Raw genomic sequence first — 21341 nt, forward strand, 5'->3', positions numbered from 1 at the left:
ATTTGCCTTTAGCCAAAAGTAATTTTCTAAAAGATTATAATCTCTTGGAAAATTTTAATATAAGTTTATATCACAACTATATGTTTTTGCTAAAAACTTAAAATAAAAAAACATTCCTTAACTCTAAAGTGTGTAACCGCCTCTACCCATCTATACTTATACCCCACACTTGCAAGGGGGCTACCCCCCCTTAACAAATTATACCAAAACAATATTAGTGTTTATCTTGTATAATCACCCCTAAAAGCCTAGTCAAAATTTCAAAATCTCCCCTAAGGGGTATTTTTTTAATAAAAGGCTATTTGAAAAAATCTTTTATAAACTTCAAGAAATAAATTGAAACCACCTGAAAATTTTGCTACACAATTTGCTACACAAACTTATTAATTTTCATACTTTACACACGCTGAAACTGGCTAAAACTCTAAGCTGTGGGTCAGAGGTTCGAATCCTCTCGGGGTCACCATATTCCAAAGCTAAATAACAAAAACAGCTTCTTTACCAGTTAGGTTGGCAATATAAGGGAAAAACGGCTTGAAAGGCTTAACTTCCGCAGAATCTTTAATATAAAAAGATTTTTTTATTTCTAGATTTAACTCCTTCAAAAGTTCAATAAAATCTAAAATAGTTGAAAAGTGAATATTTGGCGTTTCATACCATTTATATGAAAGCTGTTTGCTCATCGGCATTTTGCCTTTTAAGCCAATATATAAGCGGTTTTCAAAATATCCAAAATTTGGAATTGAAATTAAAAGATTTTTTGAAATTCTTTTTGCTTGCTCAATAATTACCTTTGGGTTTTTCATCACTTGCAATGTATTTGCAAGAACGGCATAATCAAAAGGCTCAGGTGCATCTAAGGTTGATGGGTAAAATTTAAGCTCTTCTTCCGCATCACCATTAATAACACTCAAGCCTTTATTAAGGCATTCCGCCACTTTTTCAGAAGAGATTTCTATTCCGTAAGATTTAGTATTTTTTTCTAACTTCAATTTTTGCAAAAAATCACCATCGCCACAACCTATATCTAAAACTTTAGAATTTGGTTTAATGTAATCAAAAAATATTTGATAATCTTTTCGCACTGATGGCAAAATAAAAATTACTTTTTACCTAAATAAATATCCATAATATCATTTAAGAGAGTTATTGACTCATCTCTTGGGCGTTGGAAGGTATTTCTGCCAATGATAGAGCCATTCGCACCGCCATCTCTAAGCTCGCGAACTTCATTTAGAAGCCCAGCTGTATCTTTACTTTCACCGCCAGAAAACACAACAACCCTTCTGCCGTTAAAGCAAGCTTTAACAACATGTTCAATGCGTTTAGAAAGGCTTGAGAAATCTTTTCCGGCAAGTAGTTTTTGGTTTTTTTCAAGCTCGATATGAGCTGTTGGTGGCTTAACTTTAATAATATTCGCACCTAGATTTGCTGCGATATGTGCAGCATAAGAACATATATCAAGGGCGGTTTCGCCTTGTTTTGAAAGACCTTCACCGCGAGGGTAACTCCAGATAACAACTGCTAAACCATGAGATTTAGCCTCACGCGACATCTCCGCAATCTCCTCATACATTTCATAAGAAGCAGAAGATGCAGGATAAACCGTAAACCCGATTGCTGAACAGCCAAGCCTAAGTGCATCTTTAACGCTTCCGGTAACCGCTTGATTTGGAACGGATTTGTTAATAAGATTCGCACTATTTACTTTTAGAATTGTTGGGATTTGCCCAGCAAAAGTCTCGCTACAAGCTGATAAAAAACCAAAAGTTGAAGCAAAAGCTGAACAACCAGAATCTATTGCCAATTTATAATGATATTCAGGGTCATAAGCCGCTGGATTTGGTGCGAATGATGCATCAGGGCCATGTTCCAAGCCTTGATCAACAGGGTAAATAACTAACTTACCAGTGCCACCAGTTCTGCCACTCCCTAGGATTCTCGCCATATTGGTTTTAACGCCGGCGTTTTCATTCTCATAAAAAGATAGTATTTCCTTAATTTTTCTAGTAATTTTCATAAATTCTTATTTTTGATTTTAGTATAGTTTTCTAAACATATTAATTTATAGTTTCAAGAAATTAAATTTATGAATGAAAATAATTTTCCAGAAAAATTATCTGAAGTAAAATTTTTTACAAACAAAGAAGGTATTATTATTGGTGGATATTTATCAATTTATAACCTTGAAGAAGCTACCTCAGAGGAAAATGGCATTGAAGAAAAACTAAATTTTAAATTGCCAACTTTAGAAAAAGGAATTTTGTTCTCACTTGATGCAAATGGAAATTATAATTTTTACGAAAGATTGCCAAGTGATTCTAGAGAAAATTGGGTAAAAATTACGCCATCAGAACTTCATAATAAAATTAATAACTTTAGCATAGAAAGCAGAAACTATAAAAGATATAATTTCAAACCAGAGATTTATGAGGTTGAGAGCTTTACTTTCGGAGATATACCATCTGTTCCCGCTAAAAATCCAAAAATTTTAGATAGCAGGAGAGAAATGCTTGATTTCATTAAAAACTCCAATTTAGAATTGGCAAAATATTTAATTGAAAAAGGGAAACAAGAATTAGAGGAAAAGAAAAAAATCAACCCTAATAATATAATTCCATACCAGCCTAAAGAGAGAGTTATAGTTAGAGAGGGCTGGGGGAAATAAACCTAAAATAAAGATTCTTGATTTGAGTTTTTCAGTTTTTTAGTTTTTTTGACTGATGGTTTAACTTTAATTTCATCACCTTTTATTTCCGCTTCAAAATTCCCCTCTCCTAGTGTTACTGAAACTATTTCCCCTGCACTAGTTTGAGTTTGAGATTTAATAAGTTTCCCTTCAGAATTTCTAACTATCGCAAAGCCCCTTTTAAGAACATTATGATAATTATAGCTTTGCAAAAGCATTTTATAATTTTCAATATTTTGTGATTTAATTTTTACTAACCCCTCTAAAAAGCTTGGTTTTATTATATTTCTAGCCAGCAGGTTATTTTTATTCGCAATAATAAAATTGATATTCGCCTTTAATTTTTCAGAGGCTGAATCAAGCCGTTGCATCATATTAAGAAGCCTTTGCTTCGGAGGAATAAGTGCAGATGCCCTAGCTTTAAGAAGCCTTTCCAAGTTAGAAAACTGCCTATTAACCGCACTTAAATTTCTATTTTTAAGAGAGTAAATTTGCTCCAAAATTTCTCGTTTAACTGGCACTGCCATTTCCGCAGAAGCTGTAGGGGTTGGTGCTCTCTTATCAGAAACATAATCAATTAAAGTAGTATCAGTTTCGTGGCCAACCGCTGAAATCACTGGAATTTTAGAATTAGCAACGGCACGCACAACATTTTCCTCATTAAACGCCCATAAATCTTCAATTGAACCGCCACCTCTGGCGACGATTAACAAATCTACTGATTGTTGCTTCGTTGATTTGTTGATTAGTTGATTTGCAAAATCATCATTAAAAAAATTTATCGCTTCGGTAATCTGCTCAGAAGCCCCTTGCCCTTGCACCGCAACTGGATATAAAATTACATGAACACCAAATCTATCTGAAATTCTATGCAGAATATCCTTGATAACCGCACCCGTTGGGGAAGTTATAACACCAATAGTAGAAGGCATAAAAGGTAGAGGCTTTTTTCTGCTTGCGTCAAAAAGCCCTTCCTGAATTAGCATATTTTTTCGCTTTTCAAGCAGAGCCATTAACGCACCAACTCCACCAACTTCAATACTTGAAACGATTAGCTGATAATTTGAACGAAGCGGATAAGTTGAAATTGAGCCGATTAAAAGAACCTCTAAACCATCTTCAAGTTTGAATTTTATTTTGGAAGCATTACCCCGCCACATCACGCAGTTTAGAACAGCAGAGCCATCTTTTATATCAAAATAAATATGTCCACTAGAATGTTTTTTTAAGCCTGAAATCTCCCCCTTAATTCTGATATTAGAGAAATTTTTTGAGAGTGTTTTTTGGATTAATTCCGAAACCTCAGAGACCGAAAAAGTAGGCTCATCAACCACCAAATTATTTTGCAATTCTAGCATTTTTTATATTTTTTTACTAAATTTAGAATTTAACAAAATAAAACCTTAGTCAAATGATTTTTTTTTGTTATTTTACTGAAAAATAAGATATTTAACCATGAATAAATTCATCACAACACCTATTTATTATGTCAATGATTCTCCACATTTGGGGCATGCATATACTACTATTGCCTGCGATGTGATGACAAGATATTTGCGTCAGCAAAATCATAATGTAAAATTTCTAACTGGCACAGATGAACACGGCCAGAAGATTGATAAAGCTGCAAAACTTGCAAATATTGATACACAAAAATTTACCGATTTAGTTTCGCAACGCTTCAAAGCCTTAGTTAAAGCTAAAATTGATGGCGTTGAGAGTGAAAATTTACTCAACATTAGTAATGATGATTTTATTAGAACCACTGAAGAACGCCACAAAATCGCCTGCAAAAAACTCTGGGAAAAGCTCGAAGAAAACGGGTTTATTTATCTTGATAAATATGCTGGCTGGTATTCGGTTAGAGATGAAGCATATTATCAAGAATCAGAACTTATCAACGGCAAAGCCCCTACTGGTGCGGAAGTTGAGTGGTTGGAGGAAGAAAGCTATTTTTTTGCACTTTCAAAATTTGGTGATAAATTATTAGAATTTTATCAAGCAAACCCTGATTTTATCTATCCAAAAACAAGATTTAATGAGGTTGTTAGCTTTGTTAAAACAGGCTTGAAAGATTTATCTATCTCAAGAACAAATTTCTCTTGGGGTGTGCCAGTGCCAAGCAACCCAAAACATATTATGTATGTTTGGATTGATGCACTTACAAACTACTTAACAGCCCTTGGCTACCCCAATGAAACTGCACCTGAATTCAAACAATATTGGCTTGATGGAGATGTTTTTCATATAGTTGGCAAAGATATTCTTCGCTTTCACGCAGTTTATTGGCCAGCTTTTTTAATGGCAGCAAATCTGCCTCTTCCAAAGCGAATTATTGCTCATGGCTGGTGGACTATTGAAGGCGAGAAGATGAGTAAATCCCTTGGAAATGTAATCGCGCCAAGAGATTTAATTGAAAATTATGGTTTGGATCAAACCAGATATTTCTTGCTGAAAGCTATGCCTTTTGGCAATGATGGCGATTTATCAAAAGAAAAATTAGTTGAAACCTGCAACGCTGATTTAGCCAATAACATTGGAAATCTTACCCAAAGAACGCTCTCTTTAATAGTAAAAAATTGCGAGAGTAAAATTCCAGAAATTAGAGAATTTGACAAAATTATTGAAGATAATTTCTTTGAAAAAATTGATGCAGAAATGAAAGATTTTCAGTTTTCAAATGCACTTGCAATCATTATGGAAGCAAGCTCAAAAGCCAATGAATATATTGATAAGCAAGCACCATGGAGTTTGAAAAAAGAAGGCAAAATTGATGAGATGCAAAAAGTTTTATATTCAATACTTGAAGCGATTAGAATTATTGCGATAGCTCTAAAGCCCTTCTGCCCTGCATCTTGCGAGAATATTTTGAAGCAACTCTCAGTAAATTCTGAAAATAAATTACAAGCTGGAATTATAATCTCAGCCCCAACCCCTGTTTTCAAAAAGCTAGAGCTAAAAAATTTGAATGAAGATGTGAAAGAGTTTTAGTAAATTATTTGCTGTTTTCCATTCAAATGTCACCCCGCATTTATTGCGGGGTTAACAAAGAAAAACTCTCAAAAGCTAGTTTAGAAACACTTTCAGTCATTAACCCCGCAATAAATGCGGGGTGACAATTAGTGGTTAAGGAGCTTAAATCTATTCTTAGTTACCAAAGCCTATTTAAGTAACTCACTAACATTATTATACTTCCTTTCAATAAGGGCTTTTTGGCGGAGTTCCTTAATGTATCTTTTAGACTGGCCTTCCATTTTTTCAGCAAAAAGCCTATCCCTGATAGAATTTTTATCATTTGCTGGATCAATAATTTTTCTTTCATTTACTTGGATTACTACATATAAATTATCAACGAAAATTGGGTTTGAAATTTTACCAGTTTTAGTTTTCTTAACTTCTGATTTTATAGGCTCCATAATTTTATCTTCTTCAATCCAGCCAACTTGTCCGCCCCTTGAGGCCGTTTTGCCAACAGAATATTTTAGAGCTAAATCTCCAAAATTTCTTTCGCCTGAATTAACTGTTGAAATTATTTTATCAAGAAGTTCATAAGTAGAAGAATTATCCTCAAATTCTCTAGGAATTACAATTTCTGAAATATTTACCAAAACTTGCTTTTTAATATTTTGCAGAGTTTTTTGTTTCTCGGCAATTTCTTTATCAGTAATTAAAATTTGAGAACGCAAAAATCTTGATAGGGTTTTCTTCCACTGCACGCCTGCTTTTATTTGATCAATCGTTGAATTATAAGAAACACCTTTAGAGGTAATAAATTTCTTAAAGCCTCCTTTTTCAATCCCGTTTTTCATTTCTAAATCAGAGATTGCTTTATCAAGCTCATCTTGCGTAATTTCAATCCCTTTAGATTTAGCCTCTTGGTTTTGCAGGGTTTCATTAATTAAAACTTCAACCGCTTCTTTAGTAACTTTCTCACGAACTTCATTATTGTTAGGCATTCCGGCGGAATTAATAATTAAATTAACCCTATCTTTTAGCTGAATATTTGAAATTGATTCACCATTCACAACCGCAATCACCTTGTAAGATAAAGAAAATGCAAGGCTAGGAATTAAAAATGTTAAAAATAAAATTGTTAGTAATCTCATAGAAATTTATTAAATATTTTTAAGTAATTAATAAATTAAGTTCCAAGATTTGCAAAGTTTAATTGTAATAAAATTTCAGTTGAAGGTTCAATATCTCTATCTCTAGTTAAATCCCTGTTTACGCTTAGTGTAGTTGTTACACAATCATGGGTATAACTAAGGCCACTACCAATATTTACCCAGCCTGCCTGTGTATCATTATCCATATTTCTTCTAGCATTGGTTAATATAGACCAATTATTATCAATCGCATAAGATGCATTGCCATAAACTTCTTGTCTATCTCTATCAAACACAGAATTATCAACGAATGTGTAACCTATACCTAAAATTACTGGCTGATAGTTTATATCAATTCCAGCTTCATTTCTTTTGAACTTAAAATTATCTTTATCTAATCTAAACCTGTAATTAGTAAAAATATGTTTATTATTATAAATGCTTACCCTACCTACATAATCAGAAAAATTATCAGCTAAACCTGATTGCAAACCGAGTGTTGTTTTATTAGTAGTTGCCCTATAATTTTGACCAACTAAAACTGAGACATCACCAAAGTCTTCACCTGAGATAACGCTTCTTAAACCATAATTAACCCTCGCACCGCTTTCTAAAATATCTAAGCCAGAAATATGGTGTTCTTGAAATAAGTTATAATCTTGAAGCTCAACGCCTTGGCTATCTTCATTTGGAATTCTGCTATCATTGATACCATTTGGTGAAACTATACCCATCACTATTGGAGAGAATATTAGATTATAATTTGAAAATTGATTGATAAAAGGATATTCCCAAGTAAGTGAAGTTTCAGGCACAATTCTATAAATCCCCCCCTGATATTCAACATTGTTTGCCTGCAGAACTTCATCAACATTATAATAATCTGCTCTTGCAGTTGTATCTAATGTAAATAACTGCCCATTTGATAAAGTATGAGATGCGTTATAAGAGGTTTTACCAACAATCCTTGTGCTTTGTGCCCCTCTTGAACGCCTTAAAACCATTGAATTTACATCAAGATTCAGCTTTTGATTATATTCATCATCAATTTTATAAGTTTTTCCAGCTTCAATAATTGGTAGAACGAAAGGCGTTATATCAGGGTCATCAGTAACCCTTAAACCTTGGAATGAAAGGGTTTTTGCAACAAAATATTTTCTATCTTCATCTTTGAATCTCTCAAGCCTTGCCTCACTGGTTAGCCAATCTTGAAAATCAATATTATATCTTCTGAGGTAAGTATCATCAGTGGAACGCCTTGCATCAAATAAAAATTCCCAATCATCTTCAAATTGATAATTACCAAAACCAAAAACATGCCCCCTAAAACCTTTTTCTTGAGTTCTAACTGGTGATGATAAATCATCAGGGCCATCAGTATATATTCCGCCAACATCAAGTTGATAATAACCATCATAAAGCAAATGCCTCATTTGCGTTTGAAGCATTAGGCCATCAAATGTCATATATCTAGGCCTTAAAGTAAAATCCATATTTTGCTTTGGCTGATAATAGTATGGAACTTCTAAAAATGTTCCAAATATACCTGATGAACCAAATGAAGGCGTTAAAAATCCACTTTTACTTTTTGCAAAAGGTGTTGGGTGAGATAAATATGGCGTATATCCAAATGGCCTATTTAATATATCCATATAGGCATCTTTGTAATATACCTTGCCATCATCTTCATCATAAACAATATTTTTTGAACGAACTCGCCATAAATATTTGCCATCACATGGCTTGCAAGGGGAATAGAAAGAATCAGTAAGTTGATATTTTTTCTCACCTAAAATTTTTACTTTTTTTGATTTTAATATTGAGCCATCTTCCAATTTTCCCTCAACATCTTTAAGAACTCCCCTTGTAAATTTATCATTGGTTACAAGCTCAGATGCCTTAAAATTAGTGCCTTGTGCACTGGTGAAAACTACTCCAGTTTCAGCACTAATCATTTCAGTTTTTCTATCGTAGACAATTTTTTCTGCTTTTAATTGCTTATCTTGATATCTTATATCAACTTTATCAGTTGCCGTTAAAACTTTACTATTAACATCATAATATAAATTTCCAGCTTCTAGGCTTGCTTTTGGCTCAGGTTTTTTAACTTTTTTAATGATTTCAGTTTTTGGCTTTTCTTGCGATTTAGAATAATCCAGTTTAGCAGACGATACAGAAGTAGAGGCGAATAATATCGCCAATGAAAATACTACAGCAAAATTTTTATTATAATTTCTCAATTTATTTTTTTTTGTTAAAACCCCTCTCCCCCCCGGCAGAATGTTATTTAAGAGCAAAATCCTAACACATATAACCTAACGCCCTACACCTAACCATCTTCATAGTGAAGCACTAGCCCCAAGCCAATTAGCAAAGTAATAATTATTGGCGACCAACCTGCAACAAAAACTGGTAATGAACCTGATAAACCTAGCGAATAAATTAAATTTGTTACAAAATAAATCACAAAACCAATTAACAAAGCAAGCGTTATTGAATAACCCGTTTGAGAATGCCTTGCGGTTTTTAAGCAGAATATCGCACCAATCAAAACCATTGAGGCATAAAAAATTGGTGATGAAAGCAATTTATATAAATGCATTAAATGTCCAAAATAAAAGAAGCCACTATCAGATAATTTTTTGATAAATTTTGGCAATTTCCAAAATGAAATTGACTCAGGAACATCAAAGCTTTTTTGAATGTCAGAAAAATTTACATTTGTTGGTATTTCCAAAACTTGATAATTATAAGAAGTATTTTTCTTATCATAAAATATTGCATTATTAATTTTCCACTTACCTTTTTCTAAATTAGCATTTGGTGCTTTGATAAAAAAAGAATATTTGTTCTTTTTATTATAAGCATAAATATTTACATTATTTAATTTCATAACATTGCTATTACTAGCATTTTCAGCATGAATTATAATATCATATTTCTTACTACCTCTTTTATATGATTGCTTTATCCAAAGCCCAGACTCTGAAAATAACATTGGGTTTTCAGAGTTAGTTTCAAAATATTTTTTTTCTAATTTTTCATGAATGGAATAAAGATAAGAAGACACTGGATTTATAAGGGTTGAAACAATAACACCCATTAAAAAGGCCGTTAGAACTGCCGGCATTAGAAACTCCCAAACCGAAACCCCTGCGGATCTTATAATTACAAGCTCGCTTCTTTTACTCATTGCATTAAATGAAAGAACGGAAGTTATAAGAATAATAAAGGGCATCACGGTTTGAAGTAAATTTGGCATTTTCAAAATAACCATTTGAAAAATAACAAAAGTTGGGATAGTTCTATTCGCAGATTTTCTAAGCAACTCCGCCCCATCAACCATAAAAATTAGAACACTAAAAATCGCCAATATAGTAAAAAAGAAAAACAGAAAATTTCTAACTATATAAGTATATAATGTTAGTGGGAATATCATAAAAAAATAAATTATAGCATCTTGTAATAGAATAATATGCAATTATATAAAATCTATAAAAACATAACCAGAAAGGAGTTTTATGAGTAAAATTATTGGAATAGACCTTGGAACAACAAATTCTTGTATTGCCATAATGGATGGTAAAGACCCTAAAGTGCTTGAAAACGCTGAAGGTAGAAGAACCACCCCTTCAATTGTAGGCTTTACAGATAATGAAGAAATTTTAGTTGGCGAGCCAGCTAAACGCCAAATGGTTACTAATGGCAAAGGCACAATTTACGCAGTTAAAAGACTAATTGGCAGAAGGTTTGATTCTCCAACCACTAACAATATGAAAAAACTTGTTCCTTATGATATCGTTGGGGCTGATAACGGCGATGCTTGGGTTGAAGTTAAGGGCAAAAAATATTCTCCATCAGCAATTTCCGCATATACACTTCAAAAAATGAAGGAAACAGCCGAAGCTTTCCTTGGTGAAAAAGTTGAAAAAGCGGTTATCACCGTTCCCGCCTATTTCAATGACGCTCAACGACAAGCAACTAAAGATGCTGGTAGAATTGCAGGGCTTGAAGTTCTTAGAATTATCAATGAACCAACGGCGGCCGCACTTGCTTATGGCTTGGATAAAAAAGAAGCAAAAACTATTGCAGTTTATGATTTAGGCGGTGGCACATTTGATATTTCAGTTCTAGAACTTGGCGATGGCGTGTTTGAGGTTAAATCTACTAATGGCGATACCTTCCTCGGTGGTGAAGATTTTGACTTAAGAATCCAAGATTTTTTAGCTAATGAATTCCAAAAAGATAATGGAATTGACCTCCGAAAAGATCCTCTAGCCCTCACAAGGCTTAAAGAAGCTGCTGAAAAAGCGAAAATCGAACTTTCTTCTTCGCAAGAAACTGAAATCAACCTTCCTTACATCACAGCTGATGCAACTGGGCCTAAGCACTTAAAAGTTAAAATGACAAGAGCTCAACTTGAAAAATTAGTTGATGACCTAATTGAAAAAACTATTGAGCCTTGCAAAAATGCTATCAAAGATGCTGGTGTTTCAGTTAGCGATATTGATGAAGTTGTTCTTGTAGGCGGTATGACAAGAATGCCGAAAGTTATCCAAAAAGTTAAAGAATTCTTTGGTAAAGAGCCTCACAGGGGCGTAAACCCTGATGAAGTAGTTGCAATAGGTGCGGCTATCCAAGCTGGCGTTTTACAAGGCGATGTGAAAGATGTTCTTCTGCTTGATGTAACCCCACTTTCTCTTGGAATTGAAACAATGGGCGGGGTTTTCACAAGGCTGATTGATAGAAACACAACTATACCAACTCGCAAATCTCAAATTTTCTCAACCGCGGAAGATAACCAAACTGCTGTTACAATTAGGGTTTATCAAGGTGAGCGAGAAATTGCCGCACAAAATAAGTTCCTTGGGCAGTTCAACCTTGAAAATATTCCACCTGCTCCGCGTGGCGTTCCGCAAGTGGAAGTTACTTTTGATATCGATGCAAACGGAATTGTTAATGTTTCCGCGAAAGATAAAGCGACCAATAAAGAGCAGAAAATTACAATTCAAGCATCAAGTGGCTTAACTGAAGCTGAAATCCAAAAAATGATTAAAGAAGCTGAAGCAAATGCAGAAGCCGATAAAAAACGCAAAGAAATAATTGAGGAGAAAAACAAAGCAGATAGCTTAATTTACAGCACGGAAAAGAGCTTGAAAGAATTTTCTGATAAAATTTCAGAAGCAGATAAAAAAGCAATAGAGCAAGCTTTGGCGGATCTCAAAAAATCTGTTGAGGGTGAAGATGCAACTGAAATCAAACAGAAAATTGCAAATCTGCAAACTGCATCAACTAAAATTGGTGAAGCTATGTATGCAAATTCTCAACAAGGCGGTGAAGCTGGTGATGCCTCAAGCAATAACGCTAACAATGAAGGCGTTGTTGATGCTGAATATGAAGAAGTTGACGACAGCAAGAAAAAATCAGCTTAATAAACTTCAAAGGCAAAAAGCACCTATAAACAATATAAAGCCCCTGATTTTAGGGGCTTTTTTTTATATAAAAAATAGATTTTTCTTTAGGAAAATAGAAAGGAAATAAATATTCAAAAATGGTGGGCCTGAGAGGACTTGAACCTCTGACCCCCGCCTTATCAGAGCGGTGCTCTAACCAACTGAGCTACAGACCCATTATAACAAATTCAAATCGTATGGGCTTATAGTTAAACAATTTTCTAGTGTCAACCAAATTATAACACTTGCAAAAAAACTAACTAAATGGCAATAAAATAACAAAAAATTTATACTATGCAATTTGACGAAAACTCAATTTATATAATATCCGCTTATTTCTTCGCTTTTTTTATTCTTGGATTGCTTTTTATAAGCACTTATATTTCTTACAAAAAATCAAAATCATATAAGAAAAATGAAGCCAAAGCATAAAAGATTATTAAATATCAGTATATTATTTACGCTTGTTGCTTTAGGCGTATTTTTGCTAGTGCAGAATTTTAGAGATAATTTAATCTATTTTTATTCCCCATCAGATTTGGCAAAATCCGTTCAGAATGAACCAAAAAAATTTGAGGAATTACTCAAAAAAAACAAAATTAGAGTAGGTGGAATGATTAAAAAATCCTCTCTAAAGAAATTGGGTTCTAGCAAATTTATCTTCAAGGCAACAGATTTTGAAAATGATATAAAAATTTATTATCAAGGAATTTTGCCCCCTATGTTTAGAGAAGGCCAAGGAATTGTTGCCGAAGGTAAATTGCAAGAATTTGATAAAAAGAAATTTTTATTCAAATTTAAGGCAGAAAAATTAATTACAAAGCACGATGAAAAATATATGCCACCTGAACTCAAAAAAATAAAAAATGGTAAATAATGCAACATTAAATATCAATTTGAACAATCTCAAAAATAATTATCTTGAGTTAAAAAATATTGCAAAAAATTCTATAACTGCTGCGGTTATCAAAGCGAATGCCTATGGCTTAGGGGTTTTAGAAATATCAAAAAAACTATATGAGATAGGCTGCAAATATTTTTTTGTTGCAACTTTAGATGAGGGTATTGAAGCAAGAAATCACCTACCAAAAGATGCAAAAATATATGTTTTTAATGGAATTTTTGAAGGTGAAGAAAAGGAATTTTACCATCATAATCTAATACCAATTTTGAATGATTTTTATCAGTTAGAAATTTGGGCAAATTACACTCAAAAAGCCTTACAAAAGTTAAATGCCGCTCTGCATTTTGATACTGGAATGAATAGGCTTGGTTTTAATTTTTATGAGGCTGAATCTATTTCAAAAAACTCTTATATTTCTTCTCTGAGTATAGATTTTATTATGAGTCATTTGGCTTGTGCCTCGGATAAAAATCACTCGCTAAACCAAACACAACTTGAAAGATTTTTGCAGATTAAAAAAATTTTTCCTACGCAAAAATTTTCTTTAGCAAATTCTGGCGGAGTTATAAACGGAGAGGATTTTCACTTTGATATAACCCGCCCTGGATATAATTTATATTCAAAAAATGTAGTTACACTTAAGGCAAAAATTATACAAATTCGTGAAATTTTAGAAGATAGTTTTGTTGGCTATAATGCGACCCATAAAATTTCAAAAGGTTCAAAAATAGCAGTTATTCCGATTGGTTACGCTGATGGTTACACAAGAATTTTATCAAATAATTTTTATGGAATGATTGGCGATTATAAAGTTCCTCAAATTGGAATAATCTCAATGGATTCTTCAATTTTTGATGTTTCAAATGTGCCAGAAAATATCTTGCAAAAATATAACGAAATTGTGTTACTAAACGATAAAATTAGCGTTTGCGAGATGGCTTCTAAAGCTCAAACCATAGGATATGAAATTCTTACAAAACTTGGGAGAAGGATAGAAAAAACTTATGTGAGCTAACATTAAATCTATTTATTAATCTCATCATTCAAAACATTAGAAGCATAAAAACTTACAACTTTTCTTGGGGCGATAACTGCTTCTTTCTTAGTTTTTGGGTTCCTTCCAACCCTTGCTCGTTTGCTATTTACAACAAAAGAGCCGAAGGAAGATATTTTAAGCTCCTCAGAAGCCTCAATAGATTTGCACATTTCTTCAACAAGCGAATCAACAATTTCAACCGATTCAGAAAATGAAAAACCTAATGTTCTTTGCACTGACTCTGCAATATTTGAGCGTGTAAGCGTGTTGGCCATAAAAATTATCTTTTAAAATTAAAGGGCAAACCCTCAAAAATATTTTTAATCTTACCTTTCAATTTATGGAATTTCATTAATCCGTCAATAGACTTTTTGATATAATTTCTTGTTTTTATTAGATTTTCTGAATTATCACTCATTGAATACAGCATAGATTTTAGATAAATACCGCTAAAACTGGCTCTTTTAGTATAAAAAGAGAAATCTGTTGCATTATCACCCATCAAACGCCAAGCCTTATCAGAAAATTCAAAAACCCCCTTCCCTGCCGTCAAAGCCAAGTTCGGCATAACACAATTTGAAATGAATTTTTTCAAAGATTCTAAATTTTTTAGCTTTTTGTGATAGGTGAAAATTTTTTGGAAAATAATTTCTTCCGCTTTTTCAGATGTTTTAAGGCTATTTTTTATAATTATCTCTTCCGCAGATTTTAATGCCTCAACATTGCAAGATTGTCCAAATTCATAAGTAAAACCTTCAATTCCAGCAGGGTAAAGTATTTTTGCATAATCTTTTGTAAAACTACAATTTTCACAAGCTTTTTCTAAAGTGGAAAAATTCCAATTTTCAAAAGGCAATAGCTCAATAAATTTTTGTATTACTACTTCTTTTTCCTGTTCCATAAAGAATTATAAAATATAAATAAACCCAACAAAAGACTTGGAATACATAGAATCATACCCATTGTTAGCCAATTACCATATAAAAAGCCGAGTTGCAAATCAGGATCTCTATAATTTTCGCAGATTGCCCTGAATATTGAATATAAAATTAAGAACAAAGCAGAGCATAAACCAGTTAAATTTAATAAATATTTTTGTGAAGATTTAGGCTTAAATTTTGCCACAAAAAATAAAATAATTAGGATTAATAACCCCTCAGAAAATGCCTCATAGAACTGGCTTGGATGACGCAAAAAAGGCTCAGATTTATAATAAACACCCCAATACAATTCGCTATCTTCAATAAACCTGCCTCGCAATTCATTGTTAATATAATTGGCAATTCTCCCTAAGAAAATTCCAATTGGAGCAACACACGCGACTAAATCTGTTACTTGCAGGTAAGGCAATTTATATTTTCTTGCATATAAATATGTTCCAATAATTACACCGATTAAACCGCCGTGAAAACTCATTCCGCCATTCCAAATTTGCAAGGCTTCTAATGGGTTTTCAATGTAATATTCAAAATTGTAAAAGAAAACATAACCAACCCTGCCACCTATAATGATACTTAGAATTATCCACATTGGCAAATTATCAAGAACCTCAGTTTTTATAGGATTTTCAAGGAATTTACGATTGAGATATTTCGCATACCACCATCCAAATAAAACCCCAAAAAGATAGGCTAGGCTATACCATTTTATTTGAAAAAACCCTAAATCTAAGGCAACTGGATCAATCTTTTTATAGCTAAAATTATATTTTGGAACATCTAATGATTCCATTTCCTCAAGAAACCCCTCTAAAATCTGAGAATTTTCCAAGTTTTTTTTATATTCTTCACGATTTTTTTCTATTTCTTTATCGCTATGAGCAAAACTCAAGCCTTCAAAAAAAAAGAGGGAAGCAAAACCCAAAAAAACAATTAAAAAAACTTTATTTAATAAGAATAATCTTGCCATTAAAACAATTTTGTTCAATTTAGAAATCTAAACCAATCTTTAACTACATATGAAAGAAAATGTAAAAAGTTTTTTTGAAGATATTTCAAAACTTTCAGGAAATGTTGCTGGCGTCGCTTTTGAAGCTGGTAAAAATATTAATGAAAAAGTTAAGGATACCCTTAAGCATCTTCTTGCTGAGCTTGATGTTGTAACCCATGAAGAATTTGAAATTGTTCGCAAAATGGCTGAAAAAGCCCGTGAGGAAAATGAAATTCTCAAAGCGAGAATTGAAAAACTAGAATCTGTAAACTAGAAAAAGTGAGATTAGAAAATAAAAAAATATTATTAGTTGGTTGCGGCAAGATGGGCTCTGCTTTGCTTAATGGCTGGGTAAAAAATGGCATTTCCCAAAAAAACATTTATGTAATTGATCCATATTTACCAAAAAATTTTAATGAAAATGTTTTTAGTAATGTTGAAGAATTAAGAAAAAATAAAAGCTTATTAAGCTCCAATTTTTTTCTAGATTTTGATATTTGTATATTTGCAATCAAGCCTCAAAGTTTTGAGGAAGTTTTACCGACATATCATCTGGTAGAAAAAACTCTTATAATCTCAATCGCGGCAGGTGTAAGTATAAATAAAATTAGTAACCTTGCGAAGTTTGAAACATCAAACCGAAAAATTGTAAGGGTAATGCCGAATTTACCAGCTTCAGTTGGTGCAGGTGTTAACGCTTATTTTGCTAATAAAAATGTTACTGAAGATGATAGATATTTAATAGAAGATTTATTTTTTCCTACTGGCCTTACTTTTCAAGTTAATTCTGAAGATGAAATTGACAAAGTAACCGCTCTCTCTGGTAGTGGCCCAGCATATTTTTACTATTTTATTGAAGCGATGCAGGAAAAGGCAAAAAATCTTGGCTTTGAAGAAAATATTGCAAATGAAATCGCCAAGCAAACTGCCATAGGTGCTATAAAACTACTGGAGAGTAGTAGGCATTCTGCAAAACAGCTTCGTGAAGATGTAACAAGCCCAAAAGGCACAACCGAAGCAGGATTATCAGTGTTAATGAATGGTCAGTTGCAAAAAATTCTTGATGAAACAATTGATAAAGCATTTATTAGAGCTAAAGAGTTAAGTAATTTATCGTAAATTAAATGAAAAAATTTGATAGAAGAGAACAAATTAAACCGATAATTTTTGGCGTTTCTGGCAAAGTTGCAACCGCTGATGAGCTTGAGCTTTTTAATCAGCATAATCCACTTGGCTTTATAATATTTGGCAGAAATATTGAAGAGCCAGAGCAGTTAAAACGCCTTATTCAACAGCTAAAAGCAACAATATTCCCTAGAAATGATGTTCTGGTTTTGATTGATCAAGAAGGGGGCAGAGTCGCACGCCTCAAACCACCATTTTGGAATGAAATGCCACCAGCAAAATATTTCGGTGATATGATAGAGCCTGAAACTCTAGCCCGAGCGAAACGCTCAGTTTATAATCATTTCCGCCTTTGTTCTTATGAATTAAAACAGCTTGGTATTAATGTTAATTGCGCCCCAACGCTTGATTTATATTTTGATGGTGCTCATGATATAATAGGTGATAGAGCCTATTCCTCTGACCCCTATGAAGTTGCGGAACTCGCAAAAGAAGTTTGTAGAGGGCTTTTAATGGGCAATGTTTTCCCTGTGATTAAGCATATACCGGGGCATGGCAGGGCTAAATCTGATAGCCACCTTGAATTACCAGTGGTTGATGTTGGTCTGCAAAGCCTTAGAAGTATGGATTTTGCTCCCTTCAAAGCTCTTTCTGATATGCCATTTGCGATGACGGCTCACATAAAATATACTGCTATTGACCCAATAGATTGTGCAACCTATTCAAGTAAAGTTATAAATCTCATTCGCAATGAAATTGGCTTCAAAGGCCTTATAATGAGTGATGATTTAACTATGAAAGCCTTGGAAGGCTCAATGGCAACAAGGGCTCATAAAGCCTTGAATGCAGGTTGTGATATAGTTCTTCATTGCAATGGCGATATAAACGAAATGAAGGAAATATGCGAATCAGTTGATTTTTGGAACAAAGAACATAGAGAAAAATTCCGTAATTGCTGGAAAGCCTTAAGATATTGATTTTTCATAAATGACAAATTTACCAAAAACATATACGAGAAAACTCAAATTCGGCACGGATTTCAAGGAAATTGAAGTTGGCGATATTATTAATCTCTGCGAAGATGATTTTCTTGAATTACAATGCGGCGCTAAAATCTCCAATTTTCCTGTTGCATTCAAAACTTTCGGCACGCTTAACGAAGAAAAATCCAACGCAATCCTAATTTGTCACGCTTTAACTGGTGATCAATTTGTTATCGGAACTCACCCTGTAACTGGCAAGAATGGCTGGTGGGAAAACTATGTCGGCGAAGGAAAACCAATAGATACAAATAAATTTTTTATCATTGCCCCCAATGTATTGGGCGGTTGTATGGGAAGTTACGGGCCTAAAGATATAAACCCTGAAACTGGCGAAGCTTTTAATCTTTCATTCCCAATGATAACCATATCTGATATGGTTTTAGTGCAGAAAAAACTTATTGAAAAATTCGGCATTAAAAAACTCGCCTGCGTTATAGGTGGCTCAATGGGCGGAATGCAAGCGATGGAGTGGATTAGTAAATTCCCAGAAAATTGCCAAAGTGCAATGCTAATTGCAACATCAGCAAGGCATTCAGCACAGAATATCGCATTCAATGAAATTGGGCGTCAAGCAATTATGGCTGACCCTGAATGGTGCGAAGGCAATTATATTGCCCGCAAATGCTTGCCTTCCAAGGGGCTTTCAATCGCAAGAATGATGGCACATATTACTTATCTATCTGAATCAGGCTTACATAATAAATTCGGCAGAAAACTGCAAAATAGAAACGCTCTTTCATTTGGCTTTGATGTTGATTTTCAAGTTGAAAGTTACCTCAGATATCAAGGAATGAGCTTTGTTGAGAGGTTTGATCCAAACAGCTATTTATACATAACTAGAGCTATGGATTATTTTGATTTAGAGGCAGATTTTAACTTCAACCTCGCGAAAGCATTTGAGAAAACTAAATGCCCAGTTTGCGTTATTTCTTTTTCTAGCGATTGGCTATTTACCACAGAAAACGCCAAGCAGATAGTTCATGCTCTCGTTGCCTCCTCCTCAGATGTCAGCTTTGTTGAAATTGAAAGTGATAAAGGCCATGATTCCTTTCTGCTTCCAAACCCAATGCTAGAAAAAACCATTAGTGGCTTTTTAGCAAAAATTTAGCAAAAATTTTCCTAAAACCTCTCCCTGTGATAGCAGGCAGAGGTTGGATTTTCTTATGAGCATAAGCGAATTAGAAAATCTTGGTGAGGGTTTATTTGTAAGCGTGTCATTGCGAGGAGTGTAACGACGAAGCAATCCAGAAAAACTGGATCGCCACGCTTCGCTCGCGATGACACTAACTATATACCCTCACCCTTCCCTCTCCCTGAAAGTGCAAGGAGAGGGATTAATTTTTTTAGCAACTAAACAAAATAAATTTAGCAATTACAAAAACTTAAGATTACAAAAACTCTTTATTATGGTTTATAATTGGTATATAGAACAGAAAAATTAATCGCAAAATTATGGCTGAGTTTTCTTTACCTAAAAATTCTAAAGTTGTTGAAGGCAATTATTTCAAGGCCGAAGGCAATTCTAGCAATATTAAAAAATTCAAAATTTATCGTTGGGACCCTGAAAATGAGGGCAATCCAAGAATTGATACTTACGAAGTTGATATGGATAATTGTGGGCCAATGGTGCTTGATGCCCTTATTAAAATCAAGAATGAAATTGATAGCTCTCTAACCTTTAGACGCTCTTGCAGAGAGGGAATCTGCGGTTCTTGCGCTATGAATATTGGCTCATCGGCTACTATGAATAGAGGTTCAAATACCCTTGCTTGCACCTGCTCAACTGAGGAACTTGGCGGAAATGAAGTGGTTATCAACCCCCTGCCTCATATGCCAGTTGTTAAAGATTTAGTGCCGGATTTAAGCAATTTTTATGCTCAGTTAGAATCCGTTGAACCATGGCTTAAAACAAAATCCTCTGCACCTTCTGGCACAGAAAGGTTGCAATCTGTCGAGAATAGAGAAAAGCTTGATGGGCTTTACGAATGTATCTTATGTGCTTGTTGTTCAACTTCCTGCCCTAGCTATTGGTGGAATGGCGATAAATATTTAGGCCCAGCAGTTTTATTGCAGGCTTACCGCTGGATTATCGACTCTCGCGATGAAGCAACTGATGAAAGGCTTGATGCCCTTGAAGATCCATTCAAATTATATCGTTGTCATACAATTATGAATTGCGCAAAAACCTGCCCTAAAGGCTTAAACCCAGCAAAAGCAATCGGTGAGATTAAAAAAATGATTGCAGAACGCAAAGCTGCTTAAATAAATTAATGAATTTCAGCCCAATTGTTTCCAATTTTTGCATCTACAATTAGTGGAATTGATAATTTCGCCACTTCTTGCATAGTAGATTTTATTATTTTCGCCTCTGATTCCGCTAATTCTTGAGGTGTTTCAAAAATTAATTCATCGTGAATTTGAAGCAAAGGCTTTGCTTGTAAATTTAGCTGGTTAATTTTTATCATAGCTAATTTAATTATATCAGCTGAACTGCCCTGCAAAGGCGCATTTATTGAAGCCCTCTCTTGAAAAGCCCTTATAGAGTGGTTTTTATCATTAATATTAGGAAGATAAATTCTTCGCCCAAAAATAGTTTGCACAAAGCCATTTTTACGAGCAAATTCAATAGTTTTATCCATATAAACCCGAATTTCAGGGTAACGAGCAAAATATCTATCTATAATATTTTTAGCTTCAACCCTTGAAATTTTGAGCTGATTAGCAAGCCCAAATGCACTTTGACCATAAATAATTCCAAAATTTACCGCCTTAGCATTTCTTCTTAATTCTGGCGTTACAGCAGAAATATCAACCCCAAAAACCTCCGATGCTGTAGCTTGGTGAATATCTTTGCCATCTAAAAAAGCTTTTTTAAGACTTGGAATATTTGCAATTTCTGCTAATAACATTAACTCAATTTGAGAATAATCCGCACCTATTAAAACCTTGCCTTCTTCTGCAATAAAAGCTTTTCTGATTCTTCTTCCTTCTTCTGTTTTAATTGGTATATTCTGCAAATTAGGATTTATTGAAGAAAGCCTGCCAGTTGTTGTTGA

General features: G+C 33.7%; 21 protein-coding genes and 1 tRNA gene. 11 read left to right on the forward strand and 11 right to left on the reverse strand.

Annotation, left to right across the window (positions count from 1 at the left end):
• Nucleotides 1-476: 476 nt before the first annotated feature.
• Together metW and SFT90_04915 are read right to left on the reverse strand one after the other, a co-directional pair.
• A complete protein-coding gene (gene metW, locus SFT90_04910) occupies nt 477-1085 on the reverse strand; it encodes a methionine biosynthesis protein MetW (protein ID MDX1949822.1) in 609 nt (202 codons plus the stop codon).
• A 17-nt stretch (nt 1086-1102) separates the two neighbouring features.
• On the reverse strand, nt 1103-2020 hold the full coding sequence (locus SFT90_04915) for a class I fructose-bisphosphate aldolase (protein ID MDX1949823.1): 918 nt from the start codon (nt 2018-2020) through the stop codon (nt 1103-1105).
• A 69-nt stretch (nt 2021-2089) separates the two neighbouring features.
• Here SFT90_04915 and SFT90_04920 point away from each other — a divergent pair, with 69 nt between their 5' ends.
• Entirely contained in the window at nt 2090-2668 is a 579-nt protein-coding gene (locus SFT90_04920) for a hypothetical protein (GenBank protein MDX1949824.1), read from the forward strand.
• Between the two features lie 2 nt (nt 2669-2670).
• Here the strand turns inward: SFT90_04920 and xseA are convergent, their stop codons facing one another.
• Nucleotides 2671-4047 carry an exodeoxyribonuclease VII large subunit gene (gene xseA, locus SFT90_04925; GenBank protein MDX1949825.1) on the reverse strand — a complete coding sequence of 459 codons (1377 nt, stop codon included), beginning with the start codon at nt 4045-4047 and terminating at the stop codon, nt 2671-2673.
• 97 nt (nt 4048-4144) lie between these two features.
• On the opposite strand from xseA, the gene metG reads away from it, so the two are divergent.
• Nucleotides 4145-5680: a methionine--tRNA ligase gene (metG, locus tag SFT90_04930; GenBank protein MDX1949826.1), complete on the forward strand. Its 1536-nt coding sequence runs from the start codon at nt 4145-4147 to the stop codon at nt 5678-5680.
• Nucleotides 5681-5850: 170 nt separating this feature from the next.
• Here metG and SFT90_04935 read toward each other — a convergent pair whose 3' ends face one another.
• The 3 genes from SFT90_04935 to lptG all read right to left on the reverse strand — a co-directional run bounded on the left by SFT90_04935 (nt 5851) and on the right by lptG (nt 10234).
• A complete protein-coding gene (locus SFT90_04935; GenBank protein ID MDX1949827.1) occupies nt 5851-6795 on the reverse strand; it encodes a peptidylprolyl isomerase in 945 nt (314 codons plus the stop codon).
• Nucleotides 6796-6830: 35 nt separating this feature from the next.
• Nucleotides 6831-9035 (reverse strand): LPS assembly protein LptD, encoded by a 2205-nt coding sequence (lptD, locus tag SFT90_04940; protein MDX1949828.1) that lies wholly within the window; start codon nt 9033-9035, stop codon nt 6831-6833.
• 89 nt (nt 9036-9124) lie between these two features.
• The gene (gene lptG / locus SFT90_04945; GenBank protein ID MDX1949829.1) at nt 9125-10234 is read right to left on the reverse strand and encodes an LPS export ABC transporter permease LptG; all 1110 of its coding nucleotides are present in this window, start codon (nt 10232-10234) and stop codon (nt 9125-9127) included.
• Nucleotides 10235-10316: 82 nt separating this feature from the next.
• On the opposite strand from lptG, the gene dnaK reads away from it, so the two are divergent.
• Nucleotides 10317-12227 carry a molecular chaperone DnaK gene (dnaK, locus tag SFT90_04950; GenBank protein MDX1949830.1) on the forward strand — a complete coding sequence of 637 codons (1911 nt, stop codon included), beginning with the start codon at nt 10317-10319 and terminating at the stop codon, nt 12225-12227.
• Nucleotides 12228-12347: 120 nt separating this feature from the next.
• On the opposite strand, the gene SFT90_04955 is transcribed toward dnaK, so the two are convergent.
• Nucleotides 12348-12424, reverse strand: a tRNA-Ile gene (locus SFT90_04955).
• A 118-nt stretch (nt 12425-12542) separates the two neighbouring features.
• Between SFT90_04955 and SFT90_04960 the strand changes: the two genes are divergently transcribed.
• The 3 genes from SFT90_04960 to alr are packed head-to-tail and all read left to right on the forward strand — an operon-like array spanning nt 12543 to nt 14167.
• On the forward strand, nt 12543-12680 hold the full coding sequence (locus SFT90_04960; protein MDX1949831.1) for a hypothetical protein: 138 nt from the start codon (nt 12543-12545) through the stop codon (nt 12678-12680).
• Nucleotides 12664-13125, forward strand: a complete 462-nt coding sequence (gene ccmE, locus SFT90_04965; GenBank protein MDX1949832.1) for a cytochrome c maturation protein CcmE — start codon at nt 12664-12666, stop codon at nt 13123-13125. The genes SFT90_04960 and ccmE overlap by 17 nt, the downstream gene beginning before the upstream one ends.
• Nucleotides 13115-14167: an alanine racemase gene (gene alr / locus SFT90_04970; GenBank protein MDX1949833.1), complete on the forward strand. Its 1053-nt coding sequence runs from the start codon at nt 13115-13117 to the stop codon at nt 14165-14167. Before ccmE ends, alr begins: the two co-directional genes overlap by 11 nt.
• A gap of 8 nt (nt 14168-14175) precedes the next feature.
• On the opposite strand, the gene SFT90_04975 is transcribed toward alr, so the two are convergent.
• From SFT90_04975 to lgt, 3 genes are read right to left on the reverse strand one after another with little or no spacing between them, the layout of a single operon-like run.
• Entirely contained in the window at nt 14176-14463 is a 288-nt protein-coding gene (locus SFT90_04975; protein MDX1949834.1) for an integration host factor subunit alpha, read from the reverse strand.
• 5 nt (nt 14464-14468) lie between these two features.
• Entirely contained in the window at nt 14469-15089 is a 621-nt protein-coding gene (locus SFT90_04980; GenBank protein ID MDX1949835.1) for a COQ9 family protein, read from the reverse strand.
• On the reverse strand, nt 15068-16096 hold the full coding sequence (gene lgt, locus SFT90_04985) for a prolipoprotein diacylglyceryl transferase (protein ID MDX1949836.1): 1029 nt from the start codon (nt 16094-16096) through the stop codon (nt 15068-15070). The genes SFT90_04980 and lgt overlap by 22 nt, the downstream gene beginning before the upstream one ends.
• 49 nt (nt 16097-16145) lie before the next feature.
• Here lgt and SFT90_04990 point away from each other — a divergent pair, with 49 nt between their 5' ends.
• From SFT90_04990 to SFT90_05010, 5 genes are all read left to right on the forward strand, one after another.
• Complete coding sequence (locus SFT90_04990) at nt 16146-16391, forward strand: accessory factor UbiK family protein (GenBank protein MDX1949837.1); 246 nt, start codon at nt 16146-16148, stop codon at nt 16389-16391.
• Nucleotides 16392-16396: 5 nt separating this feature from the next.
• A complete protein-coding gene (gene proC, locus SFT90_04995; GenBank protein ID MDX1949838.1) occupies nt 16397-17236 on the forward strand; it encodes a pyrroline-5-carboxylate reductase in 840 nt (279 codons plus the stop codon).
• A gap of 5 nt (nt 17237-17241) precedes the next feature.
• Nucleotides 17242-18219 carry a beta-N-acetylhexosaminidase gene (nagZ, locus tag SFT90_05000; GenBank protein MDX1949839.1) on the forward strand — a complete coding sequence of 326 codons (978 nt, stop codon included), beginning with the start codon at nt 17242-17244 and terminating at the stop codon, nt 18217-18219.
• A gap of 10 nt (nt 18220-18229) precedes the next feature.
• A complete protein-coding gene (locus SFT90_05005; GenBank protein MDX1949840.1) occupies nt 18230-19393 on the forward strand; it encodes a homoserine O-acetyltransferase in 1164 nt (387 codons plus the stop codon).
• A 344-nt stretch (nt 19394-19737) separates the two neighbouring features.
• The gene (locus SFT90_05010; GenBank protein ID MDX1949841.1) at nt 19738-20547 is read left to right on the forward strand and encodes a succinate dehydrogenase iron-sulfur subunit; all 810 of its coding nucleotides are present in this window, start codon (nt 19738-19740) and stop codon (nt 20545-20547) included.
• 5 nt (nt 20548-20552) lie between these two features.
• On the opposite strand, the gene SFT90_05015 is transcribed toward SFT90_05010, so the two are convergent.
• Nucleotides 20553-21341: DNA polymerase (locus SFT90_05015; protein ID MDX1949842.1), on the reverse strand; the 789-nt coding region annotated here is incomplete at its 5' end.

This window comes from Rickettsiales bacterium, from assembly GCA_033762595.1.
Classification (GTDB): Bacteria; Pseudomonadota; Alphaproteobacteria; order Rickettsiales; family UBA8987; genus JANPLD01.